This is a genomic window from Alteromonas sp. ISO5 (genome assembly GCF_058105165.1).
In genome coordinates, this window is record NZ_CM176572.1 from 4,123,101 (window position 1) to 4,136,794 (window position 13,694).

The following is a 13,694-nucleotide window of genomic DNA, read 5'->3' on the forward strand; positions in this document are numbered from 1 at the left end:
ACCACTGATTATGTATTGAGTTGCTGGCCTATTCTGTTCACTGTTAACCCAACAAAAGAGGCTATTCAATGAAAAGACAAAAAAGAGATAAACTGACTCGCGCTCACGCTAAAGGCTATCAGGCAGGAATCAGCGGTCGCTCTAAGGAAATATGTCCCTTTCAAACGAGCGATACTCGCTCTGAATGGTTAGGCGGGTACAGAGAAGCCATGGAAGACCGCCAGTTAGGTGTGGTGGTTCGTTAACATCTCTTGAGTCAAAGCCCCGTAAACGGGGCTTTTTTCCTGGCCAAACCAATAACACATAAACTATCCGCAAAAAATACCGGCTTATCCTAAAAGGCGCTGGTATCCTGGAACAGACCGACTTTGAGGTCTTTCGCTGCGTAAATTTCACGGCCGTCAACTTCTACAACGCCGTCAGCAAGGCCCATAAACAAACGGCGCTTAACCACACGCTTCATTTGAATTTTATAAGTCACCTTTTTAGCCGTTGGCAGGATCTGGCCGGTAAACTTCACTTCGCCAACACCTAATGCACGACCTTTGCCCGGACCTCCGCTCCAGCCCAGGAAGAAACCTACCAGTTGCCACATAGCATCCAGACCCAAACAACCTGGCATTACCGGATCGCCAGGGAAGTGGCAGTCAAAAAACCATAAATCGGGAGTGATATCTAATTCAGCAATAATCTGGCCTTTACCAAACTCACCGCCTTCATCAGTGATCAGACTGACGCGGTCCATCATAAGCATGTTAGGGGCCGGAAGCTGGCTGTTACCCGGTCCAAACATTTCGCCGCGACTACAGGCTAACAGGTCTTCTTTATTAAAACTGGATTGTTTCGTTGTCATTGTATTCCCATCGATTATTTTTAACGTGCGTAATTTAGCGAACACTTGTACGCTAAACAACTCTGAACAGTATATTTTTTGCCATCCGGCAAGGATATACTTTAATTTTAGGCTAAAATGCGCAAAGTGGTGCATAACCTTAGTGACCACCGTTGATTCAGGGAACTAAACGGCCGTTGTTGCACGACAAAATTATCTACTAAACACAGGGTATCATGACAGAATCTAACAAAAATCCACGTGCTAATGCTGATAAGCAAAAACGCTTCCGCGAACGCCAACGTGAAGCCGGTAAACGTCAGGTCAGGGGCTATGTGACCCCCGAAGCATTAAGCTGTTATGAAGAGATACAAAAGAAGACCGGTTGGAATGACAGCGAAGTGCTGTCAAACTCAATTCGGCTAATGTACGCAGCTTACCGTTGTGGTCAGGTAAAACTGTTAAACGAGTGGCTTAAGGATCACAACCGCTAACGTATAGGTATCAGCCTTACGGGATCAGGACCAGAGATGGGTAAATTTACCGTTGGGATCGTATATCTGGGCTTGTTTTTCAATGTTGAAATGGCGCAGGCCCCGGGGATCGCTGCCTACACCAGCCAGGTATTGCCAGTTTCCCCAGTTAGCTCCCACGTCGTAGTCAATGAGTTGTTGTTCAAAGTAGGCAGCCCCATAACGCCAGTGTTCACTGAGTTCGTTAACCAGATAACTGGCAGCCCATTGTCTGGCTCGGTTAGACATATAGCCGGTAGCATTCAGCTGACGCATACAGGCATTAATGTGGGCATTATCAGTGGTGCCTTGTTGCCAGTCGACCAACAAAGATGACGACGGGATGATTGTAAGTGACTGCTGTTGGATGCCGCCCGGGGCAAACCACAGAGCGCCATGTTTTATTTGCAGCCACCAGAAAAATTCTCGCCACAGCAATTCAAAGTAGAGCCAGGAGGTAGAATCGTTTGCGCCGTGCTGTGCTTCAAACCGCTTTAATTGTGCATATATTCGGCGGGCAGAAATACAACCGTTGGCCAGCCAGGCTGAAAATTTGCTCGAATAATCCCAACCGTCCAGGCCGTTGCGCGTTTCTTTGTATTGGCTAATCAGGTGTTTGTCGAAAAAATAGTATTTCAGCTGTTTTATCGCTGCATGCTCGCCACCATTAAAAGATGAAGATTTACCTCGCTGTAAGGGCAGCGATGGCCAGTCCGTTTGCAGCGCAATCGGCGGCGGCGGTAGCAGCGCGACAGGCTCTGTAGGTGGGTGGGGTATAATGGCTTTTTCAACTATATTCCGAAACGGACTGAACTTATCCGGCATCGCGTTTATTTCAAACGGCAGGTCTGCCGGGCGGAACAAACTGTTGTTACTGCCGCTGATTACATGTACCCCGGGATACTTTGACGTAAGTAGCTTAAGCTGCTCTCGTTCGTTGAGCCCTGGGTATTCAGCAACACCGAGTATATCGATTTGGTATGCTTTTATCAGCTGAGCTATCTCCTCTACTGGCTCGCCACTAACTACCAATAGCGTCTGCTGGTAGTTATCCAATTGTTGATTCAGCGCATAAAGTGATTCATACAAAAATTGCTGACGATGATGGCCCATGGCGCAATAGCCAAACTGATTGGCGGTAAACCAATCTTCGTCGATGCAATACACCAGCAACAGCTTTTGGCAACGCGAGGCCAGCTCTGTTAATACCGGCTGATCGTCTAGGCGTAAATCGTGTCTGAACCAATACAGGCCCGTTTGAGAAGAAGTCATATTCATAGCAGTCTTTACGATGTCCTTATCGATATGGATTTAAGCATAGATGAGAAAATTTAAAATAAATAGCCCGCCTGTTTTACCGGCTAATTTAACTGTCAATCCATGACCACGATTGCGATCGTTTTCAGGCGCTTTACGTACAAAGCAGGGCACATTCATAACAACGATTAAAAAAGGAACAACAAAGTGACTCAGCCCGTATGTATTGTATGGTTCCGGCAGGATTTACGCGTTATCGATAACCCGGCCCTGCTCGGGGCGGTTGAGTACGGCACCGTGGTACCAGTGTATATTTTCGACACAGAGCTCGATGAGGCTGACCAGCCTGGTGGAGCTTCGAACTGGTGGCTTCATCATTCCTTAGTCTCACTGAATAAGCGCCTTAATGGCCACCTGCAATGCTTTACCGGTGAACCAAAGGAGATCCTCTGTGAATTAGTGGATAGATTCAGCGCTCAGGCGGTGTTCTGGAATCGCTGCTACGAGCCGGCTGTGATTGGCAGGGATAAAGAGATTAAGCAAACCCTGCGCGACCGCGATTGCCTGGTAAGCAGTTTTAACGGCTCCCTGTTATGGGAGCCAATGAGTATTCGTAAGCAGGACGGCGGCGTGTACCGGGTGTTTACACCTTACTATCGTAAAGGCTGCTTGCAAGCTTCTGCGCCGCGTTATCCGTACTCTGCGCCCGAACGTATTACCTATGCTGATGTGGCAAATGAGGGGCACAGCATTGATGGTGCCGGACTGTTGCCAGAGATAAACTGGGACAGTGAGTTTTCGAAGTACTGGAATCCCGGCGAAGAAGGCGCAGCAGACAATCTCAGCGAATTTATTCAACACGCTGCAAATGGCTATCAGGATCAACGTAACATACCATCGGTACGTGGCACTTCACGGTTATCACCACACCTGCATTTTGGTGAAATATCGCCCAATCAGGTGTGGTATGCACTGCTAAATGCCTTTGACGATCAAGGGAATAGCGACCTGGACTGTTTTTTAAGCGAGCTGGGCTGGCGTGAATTCAGTTACTACTTGCTGTTTCATTTTCCTACCATTACCGCAAAAAATTTTAATAGTCAGTTTGATAAGTTTAAATGGCTCAATCAGGACGATAAATACACCGCCTGGACCAAAGGCAAAACCGGTATCCCCATTGTCGACGCCGGCATGCGCGAGCTCTGGCAAACCGGCTACATGCATAATCGGGTAAGAATGATTGTCGGCTCGTTTTTAGTGAAAAATCTGCTGATTGACTGGCGCAAAGGCGAACGCTGGTTCTGGGACTGTCTGGTCGATGCCGACCGGGCCAGCAACTCGGCCAGCTGGCAATGGGTGGCTGGCTCTGGTGCCGACGCCGCGCCATATTTCCGCATATTTAACCCGGTATTACAGGGCGAAAAATTCGATAAGCAGGGGAGTTATGTTAAAACTTATTGCCCTGAGCTTGCTAAAATGCCGGACAAATATCTGCATAAACCCTGGGATGCCCCCAAAGACGTGCTGAAAAAAGCCGGTGTAGAACTGGGAGGCAACTATCCCAAGCCCATTGCCGACCTCAAGCAATCACGCCAACGCGCGCTTGATGCTTACGCGGATACCAAGGAGGACTGATGGCCGGGGTATTGCGTTTAGTGTTGGGCGACCAGCTTTCCCGGGAGATATCCAGCCTGAAAGATAGCAATACATCACAGGATAAGATCCTGCTTGCCGAAGTGCGCGAAGAAGCCACGTACGTGAAGCACCACAAGAAGAAAATTGTATTGTTGTTTTCGGCTATGCGCCACTTTGCCAAAGCGTTAAGCGAGGACGGTTACGATGTCATTTACCGGCGTTACGATGATAAGGACAATCAGGGTTCGTTGCTCAATGAAGTTAAATATGCCTGCAGACAGTACAATTTCGATAAGGTTATGGTGACGTATCCTGGTGAATACCGCGTTCTTAAGAGCATGCAACAATGGCAACACCAGTTAGGTATCCCGGTGGAGATTTGCGATGACGATCGGTTTATTGCCACCCTTGAACTATTCGGTGAGTGGGCCGACGGGCGAAAACAATGGCGCATGGAGTATTTTTACCGGGAAATGCGTAAACTAACCGGGCTGCTGATGGAAGGGGATAAGCCCATTGGCGGCAAGTGGAATTACGATCAGGATAATCGCAAGGCGCTGCCGACAGCTGTGTCGCCGCCCAAACCTTATACCGTGTCACCGGACGCTATCACCAGTGAAGTCATTGAACTCGTAGACGCCGAATTTGCCGACCATATGGGGGATGCCAAAGATTTCAATTATGCAGTGACTCGTAACGAAGCGTTGAAGGTATTAGAACAGTTTATTGACCAGCGCTTTAGCCAGTTTGGTGATTATCAGGATGCCATGCGTGAAGGTAACGTGTGGCTGTTTCACTCCCACTTGTCGTTTTACCTCAATTGCGGTCTGTTGCTGCCCATGGAAGTACTAAAAGCAGCAGAACAAGCCTATTTTGATGGCGATGCGCCACTTAATGCAGTGGAAGGTTTCATCCGCCAGATCCTGGGATGGCGCGAATATGTGCGCGGCTTTTACTGGTACTGTATGCCGGGCTTGCAGCAGGAGAATTATTTTAACCACCAGCGCAAGTTGCCGGACTTTTACTGGACCGGGCATACCAATATGAATTGCATGCGTCAGTGCATAGGTGATACCAAACGCCACGCTTACGCACATCACATCCAGCGTTTAATGGTGATTGGTAATTTTAGTTTGCTGGCCGGGTTGTCTGTGGAAGCAGTAAATGAATGGTACCTGCTGGTATATGCCGATGCCTTTGAGTGGGTGGAAATGCCCAATGTAAATGGCATGGTCCTGTTTGCTGATGGTGGTAATCTGGCCAGTAAGCCTTATGTGGCGAGCGGTCAGTATATTAATCGGATGTCGGATTACTGCAAAAATTGCGGCTATGCGGTGTCTAAAAAAACGGGCAGAAATGCGTGCCCGTTTAACTATTTGTACTGGGACTTTCTGATTAAGCACCGTGATAAACTGAGTAAAAATCACCGTATGGGGTTGATTTACAAAACCCTCGATCGGATGTCTCAGGACACCATAGTTGCCATGCAGGAACAGGCAGAGCTGTTGCTATCGGCCATTGATGATGCGTAAAGCGGATTTACCGAGTAAAATCTGCCCATTTTGCCAGCGCCCGTTCGTGTGGCGTAAAAAATGGGAAAAATACTGGCCGGAAGTGAAGTACTGCTCTAAACGGTGCAGTCGTGCCCGTTCACGACACACCATCGCAAAATAATCATCATGTAATGAAACTGACATTACTTTGCTGTGATATCCTTTGCTACTATAGCCCTAGTAAGCTAATCGAAGTTTACCGGAACAGAAGCAAAAGATTTGAAAACATATACTTGTCAATGTGGAAACACCTTATATTTCGCCAATAGCCAGTGTTTGTGCTGCCAGCGCCCGGTGGGTTTTTTGTCGGATGCCAAGGTGCTTTCCTCCTGCGACATTGATGCAGACGGTAACTGGATAGCAGGCCATAACGGGTTGGCTTACCGCCAGTGCAGCAATTATGCAAAACAAAATATTTGCAATTGGCTGGTACCGATTGAAAGTGTTCAGAACCTTTGTCCATCCTGCCAACTCACCGACACCATTCCCGATTTGTCCAAACCTGACAACATCAAGCTCTGGTTTCGTATGGAGCAGGCCAAACGTCATTTGCTTTACACCCTGTATAAGCTTGAATTGCCGGTTGTCGGCAAACGCCATAACCCACGCGGTTTATCTTTTCGGTTTCTCGAAGATGAAGTCGCGCAGGCTCTATACAACCGGGAGCTCACTGTCCAGAATACGGTGTTAACCGGGCACAGCAATGGTGTGATCACCATCAATCTAAAAGAAGCCGAAGAAACCAAGCGCCTCGCTATGCGCGAGTTAATGAACGAACGCTATCGTACCCTGATTGGCCATTTTCGCCATGAGTCGGGTCATTATTACTGGGATGTCCTGATCAAAGGAAGTCAGTATATTGAGGCCTTCAGGGCGCTATTTGGTGACGAGCGAAAAGACTATCAGCAAAGTCTCGAAAACTACTATGCAAACGGACCTGCTGCTGACTGGCAGCAGCGCTGTATAAGTGCCTATGCCAGTATGCATCCATGGGAAGACTGGGCCGAAACCTGGGCGCATTACCTGCATATGGTGGATACTCTGGAAACGGCCAACGAATACGAAACCAGTTTAGAAAACCGGTTGCTCTCTAACCCGCTAAACGCCGATCATCCCTATACTGCAAGTTACAATGAAGAGAGTTTCGATACTTTAATTGATGACTGGGACAAGCTTACCAACCTGCTTAACTCACTGAATAATAGTATGGGACTGGACGATGCTTATCCATTTGTAATCAACACCAAGACCCGCGAAAAACTCCACTTTATTCACTTGCTGGTTCGTCCGCTTTAACCTTTTCCCAGTCAAACCGGGGTAATTGTTCAAATGCACGGTGCAGCCCGTCAGTCCACTGCTTTTTCATAGATTTGTACATCGGGCTGTTTAAGGTGTAAGTATTGTGAAAGGGCTCATCGAGGGAGTCATCCTGATACATCGCCAGTTCAATGGGCGGCCCCACCGAGATATTACTGCGTATAGTGGAATCCAATGACACCATGGCGCAGCGAGCGGCATCTTCCAGTGTGGTGCTCTTAGCTATGATGCGATCCAGAATCGGCTTGCCGTATTTGGTTTCACCAATCTGCAGGTAGGGCGTATCTTCCGACGCGCTAATAAAATTACCCTGCGGATAAATGTGAAAAATCTCTGCTGCCTGACCGGCTATTTGCCCGCCGAGAATAAAATTAGACTCCGCACTGGCATTGGATTTTTCCATCGCTTTTTCGTGAAGCGTTTGCTCTTCCTGACTGAGCTTACCGATGTACTGCGCCACTTCATAAAGCTGTTTACCATGACGCAGACTGAAGTCAGCGTCCGGGTCATTGAGATCGCGATTGATTGCATTCATCACTGCCTGAGAAGTCGCCAGGCTGCCGGATGTCATGAGTACACAGACCCGCTCACCAGGCCAGCAATAACGACGCATCTTGCTGTACGTTGCGACGTAGTCGACGCCGGCATTGGTTCTGGAATCTGAAGCAAAAACTAATCCGCGATTTACTTTTACGGCTAAACAATAAGTCAATGGAAACTCTCTGAAAACACTAACAAAACAATAAAGATAGAATGGATGGATTCAGGCAATTTTTCCAGATCATTTTGTCATCAATTTGTTATTATTTTCATTGCAATTTCGGTCAAAAGTCGCTTAGATGGTATTTTGTATACCGAAAATAAGCTCTAGGGATTGTAGATGGCAATAAGATGGGGAAATTATAGGGCAGGAGAGTTTTACGACGAACTCATTCGCGTTGCAAATAAACCGCGCCCTGCTGCAGAGGAAATTTGTAAATACCTGCGTAACCTTACTGACCAGGAATTAGAAGAATATAAAACCGCCGCCAACACCGCTATCCATGTCATGGGTATTACCTTCACGGTGTATACCGAAGAAGAGGGCTCAATCGACAGAGCCTGGCCGTTTGATATTATTCCCCGCATTATCGACAAAAAAGAATGGCTGCAAATTGAAAAAGGCCTCAAGCAGCGTGTCAAAGCACTCAACATGTTTATTGACGATTTGTATAACGAGCAGCGCATTCTTGAAGCGGGCATTGTGCCAAAAAGCCTGCTGGAAGCCTCCAAGAACTTTCTACCTGAATGCATGGGCATCAAACCTAAACACGGGGTATGGGCCCATATTTGTGGCTCAGACCTGGTCCGAGACCATCACGGTACCGTTTATGTTCTTGAAGATAACCTACGGGTACCCTCAGGCGTTTCTTATATGCTGGAGAATCGCCATGTAATGAAGCGGGTGTTCCCGGATATGTTCGAAAAATATAACATTCTGCCGGTAGATGATTACCCGTCTCAGTTATATGACATGCTTAGTCAGCTGTCGCCGCGCGACATAGAACAACCCGAGGTGGTAGTACTGACGCCGGGTATTTATAATTCTGCCTATTTTGAACATGCTTATCTGGCTCAGCAAATGGGAGCCGAACTGGTAGTGGGCAGTGATTTAGTCGTAGATGATGAAGACATTGTGTATATGCGCACCGTAGACGGCCTGTCACGGGTTGATGTGATATATCGCCGTATTGATGATGCCTTTCTCGATCCTGAAGCTTTCCGGGAAGATTCCATGCTCGGTGTGCCCGGCCTGATGCGGGCCTGGAAAGCCGGGAATGTTGGCTTGGCCAATGCTCCTGGCGCAGGGGTTGCCGACGATAAAGTGGTGTATGCTTACGTGCCTGAGATCATTAAATTCTATCTTGACGAAGAGCCGTTACTGCCGAATGTACCCACCTATAAGTGTGTTAATAAGGAAGAGCGGGATTACGTCATCGAGAATATCGAAAAAATGGTGGTTAAACCAGCCAACGAGTCAGGGGGGTATGGCATGCTGATTGGGCCTCACGCCACTAAAGCCGAGCGAGAAAAGTTTGTCCGCCTGATCCGTCGCGATCCCCGTAACTATGTGGCCCAGCCCATGTTATTGTTATCAACTGCACCCACCATTATCGGCACCAAAGCAGAACCCCGGCACCTCGACCTCAGGCCATTTATCTTAAGCGGCAATGACATTAGCGTGACTACCGGCGGGCTTACCCGGGTGGCTATGCGAAAAGGCTCTACAGTCGTCAACTCCTCACAGGGTGGTGGCAGTAAAGATACCTGGATTGTAGACATGGAGGCCGACTAACGATGTTATCTAGGGTAGCAAATCATATTTACTGGATGGAACGTTATCTGGAACGCGCGGAAAACACCGCTCGTTTAATTCAGGTAAACACCCACCTCTTACTCGATTTACCACGCAATGTAACTCTTGGCTGGGAACCCATCATCGACATGTTGTCGTTCCGTGATGTGTTCTACGATCTCTACAAAGAAGCCGATGAAAAAAGCGTGATTAAGTTTATGGTGACTGACACGGCCAACCCCGGATCAATTATCAATTGCCTCGCAGCAGTGCGTGAAAATGCGCGGATAATTCGTGAGATTATCCCCTCGGAAGCCTGGGAGCAAATTAACAACCTGTATATTGCTGCCAAAGCCGATGGACAGAGCGTGTTAACCCGTCGACACCGGTTCAACTGCCTGCACCGTATTATTGTTGCTAACCAAACCATTACCGGGTTGCTTGGTGGTACCATGCTGCGTGGCGAAGGCTATGCCTTTCTGCGACTCGGCCGCCATCTGGAACGTACCGATATGACATCTCGTATTATTGATGTGCGTTCGGCGTCGCTGTTACCGGATCTATCACCGGAACAATCGGCATTTGAGAATATCCAGTGGATGGGTGTACTAAAGTCACTGACCGCGTATCAAATGTACCGTCAGGAAATGCGGATCAGGATAAACCGAGCCGATGTGCTGGAATTTTTGATTAATAACAAACAATTCCCGCGTTCACTTCAGCACGGCCTGATGCAAATTGGCAAGTGTCTGCTGGAACTGCCGAACTCAGATAATATTTCACAGCAAGTCGAAGCGTTATCTGAGGAGTTACAAAAACTTGATACCCGTGAGCTGGCTCAGGACAGGCTTCATGAAGTCATTGATGACATTCAGTTCGGCGTGGTGAAAATCCACCAGGCGATTGATAGTCAGTATTTTTAAATATTAATCACCCGTTCACCTGTATTTTTAAGCATTCGCCTTCTAGGCTTAACAATAGTGCATTTAACAGGTAAACGGGCACAGTGTTTTTCACGAAATTATCGTTTCTACGCGTTAAGTTAAGCAAGGTTGTGTTTCCTGCGGTGTTGACTATGGTTAGCAGCATTGTGTGCGCAGCAAACGAGGATGGAAAGTTTCAAAATATCCGGATCCCAGCCCGGGTTTTTGACGACAATACTATCCATTCTTATTTTGTAGATGTGCTTACCCTGGCGCTGAATAAAACCCAACGTAACGGTTTACCTTTCAGAATTGTGCCGGATCCGTTTAATGCCAATCAGGATAGGCTCCTTCGTCAGGTTAAAGTGGGCTCAACCGATGTTACCTGGGCGGTAACATCAATCGAAAGGGAAGAAGCGAATCAGGCCGTGTTTTTCCCGATTGCACGAGGCTTGCTCGGCTATCGTGTTTTTCTTATTCACCCCGATAATAAAAACGTCTATCTCAAAAAGCCTGTAAGCGAATTAAAAGAAAGTTTATCCGTGCAGGGAATTGGCTGGCCTGACACTGATATTATGACATTTAACGGTTATCGCGTTAAAGAAGTGCCCATGTCGATGATGTTTAAATTAATTGAGTCGAAAATGGCCGATTACTTTCCCCGTTCTGTCATGGAAGTGGAATTCGAATTGTCATCTCGTCAGAACGCGCCGTTAATGATTGAACCGGGCAGAGGTTTTTACTATCCATCCCCGATGTATTTTTTCGTTAATAAGCGCAATCGGATGCTCGCCGAAAGGCTCAATAAAGGGCTCGACCTGGCGTTAAAAGATGGTAGTCTCACTGCGCTTTACAATAAGCAACCCTTCGCCCAATCCGCCTTTAAGATACTCAAAGGCAGAGATATTATTAAGCTTCAAAATCCTCTTCTTTCTCCCCAATCACAGCGCGCGCTGGAACACTATAAGAGTTTCCTTGTTACGGAATAATTTCCTTTTTATACAGTGAGATAGCTTTTTATTTGCGATGTTCTCTTTTATTTATAGCCGATCGGTCTATAATATCTAGACGATCGGTCTAAAAGAGTGGGATATGCAGGAAATACGCAGGGGCAGACCCCCTAAATCAGCCAGAAATTTTGAAGACACAAAAGAGGCACTTCTGTTAGCCGGTATGGCTATTCTTACAGAGCGAGGCTTTAACACTGTTGGCATCGATATGATCCTCAAGCGGGTAGGAGTGCCAAAGGGCTCTTTTTATCACTACTTTAAAAATAAGGACGATTTTGGCCTGCAGGTGATAGAGCGTTATGACCAGTATTTTTGCGCTAAGCTACGACGCTGCCTGGCTTCTCAGCCCTCAGAACCTCTCAACGGAATTGAAGCATTCGTTAGTGAGGCCATTGATGGGATGGAAAAGTATCGGTTTAGCAGAGGTTGTTTAATCGGTAACTTTGGCCAGGAAATGCCAATTCTGGCGGAGTCTTTCAAGCAACCTCTGGCTCAGTGTTTAAAAAACTGGACTTCCATGCTGGCGCAAAATCTGGAGCAATCCAGAGTACTGGGTTTAATTCACCAGGAGACAGACTGTTTACAGCAAGCTGAGTTTTTCTGGATTGGTTGGGAAGGCGCCATTCTGACTGCGAAGGTCATGCAGTCCAGCTCACCAATGCAAAAATTTGCCGATGGTTTTATCCATCAACTTACTATCAAGCGTTAACCCCGGAGGGCACAATGTTTAAAGCGATTTATATTAATAAAGACGACCAGGACTACACTGCACAAATTACCGAACTTGATGAGTCGGCATTACCAGATGAGGATGTCCTGATAGCGGTCGAGTACAGCACGTTGAACTATAAGGATGCGCTGGGCATTACTGGTAAAAGTCCGGTAGTCAGACAGTTCCCTATGGTAGCTGGTATTGATTTGGCGGGTACGGTGATTGAAAGCCGTTCAGAAAGATTCTCTGCCGGCGATAAGGTACTGGTGAACGGCTGGGGTCTGGGCGAACAGTATTGGGGCGGGTTAGCACAAAAAGCCCGGATCAACGCTGATTTTGTGCAAAAGATGCCAGCGGGCCTATCCAGTCAGCACGCTATGGCCGTGGGCACTGCAGGTTATACCGCCATGCTGTGTGTGATGGCTCTTGAATCGCAGGGCGTTACACCTGAAAAGGGCGAGGTGTTGGTTACTGGTGCGAATGGTGGTGTAGGGACAACCGCTATTGCGATTCTGGCGAACCTTGGTTACGACGTAGTTGCCTCTACAGGTCGGTTAGAACAGGCGGATACGCTAAAAGCCCTGGGTGCCAAAGAAGTCATCGATCGTTCGACTCTCAGTGAACCAGGTCGTCCACTGGCTAAAGAACGTTGGGCTGGGGTGGTTGATTCAGTTGGTAGTCATACACTTGCTAATGCCTGTGCAGCAACGAAGTCAGAAGGGGCGGTTGCCGCTTGTGGTCTGGCCCAGGGTATGGACTTTCCGGCTACTGTAGCACCGTTTATTTTACGTGGCGTTAAACTAATGGGTATTAACAGTGTAACCCAGACTCTGGACGTGCGTGAAAAAGCCTGGGCCAGGGTAATTAAGGATCTTCCCGAGTCGAGTCTGGCGGCTATTACCAGACAGGTCACGTTAGCCGAAGCACTTGAGGTTGCGCCGACCTTTTTATCTGGTCAGGTTCAGGGCAGGATCGTGGTTGATGTCAACGCCTGAGTAGTTAAATCGTTCTGATTTTCGTACTGCTGAGGGTTATCCGATTTACGGGTAACCCTCATTTTTTTATGCTGCCTGTGTTGCTGATTGCCGGCAGTATTATTGTGTTTTTATTCGTCAGGAATAGCCGAGTAATAGCCGGATACTTTTTGTCTATTCCTACTGAATATATTCATTTGAATATTAACCCTATCTGGTAGTTAGAGAACCTGGCAGGTACAGTTCTGCTGAGCCCACTTTAGACGATTCGCCTGGTTCTGGTGTGTTGTTTTGCTGTTTTATAGTTACGCGTAACCATTCAGGTAAACTTAAGTTATTGATTTTACGTGGAGTGGATTTTCATCGATGCATTGATAGTTTATCTATAGCAACGTTAATTTTGAGGCGATGAAACGTTCGTTTCAGTTTTAATCGCGCGTAGTGAACGGGTATCAGTAGTGAATAACACGGCTGTGATGATGGTGTAAATACGGCAATATGCTACTTCTCCAGTAGCCGATTTTGACCATTTTTTTAATGAAAACTATTTGTCCTAAAGAGCAATTTTTTAGGTGCTGAATTTGGTAGTTGGATTGGTAAATAAAGCGCATAATCGCCGCGCTCTTATTTACAG

Annotated in this window: 14 protein-coding genes; 11 read left to right on the top strand and 3 right to left on the bottom strand. The window is 47.3% G+C overall.

The window, feature by feature from the left end; genetic code table 11:
- Positions 1-68: 68 nt before the first annotated feature.
- Complete coding sequence (rmf, locus tag AC2T0J_RS18450; RefSeq protein WP_105936351.1) at positions 69-245, top strand: ribosome modulation factor; 177 nt, start codon at positions 69-71, stop codon at positions 243-245.
- Between the two features lie 89 nt (positions 246-334).
- On the opposite strand, the gene fabA is transcribed toward rmf, so the two are convergent.
- Positions 335-853 (bottom strand): 3-hydroxyacyl-[acyl-carrier-protein] dehydratase FabA, encoded by a 519-nt coding sequence (gene fabA, locus AC2T0J_RS18455; RefSeq protein WP_489807218.1) that lies wholly within the window; start codon positions 851-853, stop codon positions 335-337.
- 215 nt (positions 854-1,068) lie between these two features.
- Between fabA and AC2T0J_RS18460 the strand changes: the two genes are divergently transcribed.
- Positions 1,069-1,326, top strand: coding sequence for a hypothetical protein (locus AC2T0J_RS18460; RefSeq protein ID WP_489807219.1), 258 nt, complete (start codon positions 1,069-1,071; stop codon positions 1,324-1,326).
- Between the two features lie 24 nt (positions 1,327-1,350).
- On the opposite strand, the gene AC2T0J_RS18465 is transcribed toward AC2T0J_RS18460, so the two are convergent.
- A complete protein-coding gene (locus tag AC2T0J_RS18465) occupies positions 1,351-2,616 on the bottom strand; it encodes a DASH family cryptochrome (protein WP_489807220.1) in 1,266 nt (421 codons plus the stop codon).
- A gap of 192 nt (positions 2,617-2,808) precedes the next feature.
- Here AC2T0J_RS18465 and AC2T0J_RS18470 point away from each other — a divergent pair, with 192 nt between their 5' ends.
- The 4 genes from AC2T0J_RS18470 (at position 2,809) to AC2T0J_RS18485 (ending at position 7,085) form a co-directional block, all read left to right on the top strand.
- Positions 2,809-4,236: a cryptochrome/photolyase family protein gene (locus tag AC2T0J_RS18470; RefSeq protein ID WP_489807221.1), complete on the top strand. Its 1,428-nt coding sequence runs from the start codon at positions 2,809-2,811 to the stop codon at positions 4,234-4,236.
- Positions 4,236-5,768: a cryptochrome/photolyase family protein gene (locus tag AC2T0J_RS18475; RefSeq protein ID WP_489807222.1), complete on the top strand. Its 1,533-nt coding sequence runs from the start codon at positions 4,236-4,238 to the stop codon at positions 5,766-5,768. The genes AC2T0J_RS18470 and AC2T0J_RS18475 overlap by 1 nt, the downstream gene beginning before the upstream one ends.
- Complete coding sequence (locus AC2T0J_RS18480; RefSeq protein WP_489810367.1) at positions 5,761-5,910, top strand: DUF2256 domain-containing protein; 150 nt, start codon at positions 5,761-5,763, stop codon at positions 5,908-5,910. The genes AC2T0J_RS18475 and AC2T0J_RS18480 overlap by 8 nt, the downstream gene beginning before the upstream one ends.
- Positions 5,911-6,065: 155 nt before the next feature.
- Entirely contained in the window at positions 6,066-7,085 is a 1,020-nt protein-coding gene (locus AC2T0J_RS18485; RefSeq protein WP_489810368.1) for a zinc-binding metallopeptidase family protein, read from the top strand.
- Here the strand turns inward: AC2T0J_RS18485 and AC2T0J_RS18490 are convergent.
- Positions 7,057-7,818: a proteasome-type protease gene (locus AC2T0J_RS18490; protein WP_489807223.1), complete on the bottom strand. Its 762-nt coding sequence runs from the start codon at positions 7,816-7,818 to the stop codon at positions 7,057-7,059. The genes AC2T0J_RS18485 and AC2T0J_RS18490 overlap by 29 nt on opposite strands.
- A gap of 168 nt (positions 7,819-7,986) precedes the next feature.
- On the opposite strand from AC2T0J_RS18490, the gene AC2T0J_RS18495 reads away from it, so the two are divergent.
- The 5 genes from AC2T0J_RS18495 to acuI all read left to right on the top strand — a co-directional run bounded on the left by AC2T0J_RS18495 (position 7,987) and on the right by acuI (position 13,081).
- A complete protein-coding gene (locus AC2T0J_RS18495; protein ID WP_489807224.1) occupies positions 7,987-9,441 on the top strand; it encodes a circularly permuted type 2 ATP-grasp protein in 1,455 nt (484 codons plus the stop codon).
- Positions 9,442-9,443: 2 nt separating this feature from the next.
- Positions 9,444-10,364 (top strand): alpha-E domain-containing protein, encoded by a 921-nt coding sequence (locus AC2T0J_RS18500; RefSeq protein ID WP_489807225.1) that lies wholly within the window; start codon positions 9,444-9,446, stop codon positions 10,362-10,364.
- Between the two features lie 152 nt (positions 10,365-10,516).
- Positions 10,517-11,353, top strand: coding sequence for a substrate-binding periplasmic protein (locus AC2T0J_RS18505; protein WP_489807226.1), 837 nt, complete (start codon positions 10,517-10,519; stop codon positions 11,351-11,353).
- 103 nt (positions 11,354-11,456) lie between these two features.
- Entirely contained in the window at positions 11,457-12,083 is a 627-nt protein-coding gene (gene acuR, locus AC2T0J_RS18510; RefSeq protein WP_489807227.1) for an acrylate utilization transcriptional regulator AcuR, read from the top strand.
- Positions 12,084-12,097: 14 nt separating this feature from the next.
- Positions 12,098-13,081, top strand: a complete 984-nt coding sequence (gene acuI / locus AC2T0J_RS18515) for an acrylyl-CoA reductase (NADPH) (protein WP_489807228.1) — start codon at positions 12,098-12,100, stop codon at positions 13,079-13,081.
- Positions 13,082-13,694 lie beyond the last annotated feature (613 nt).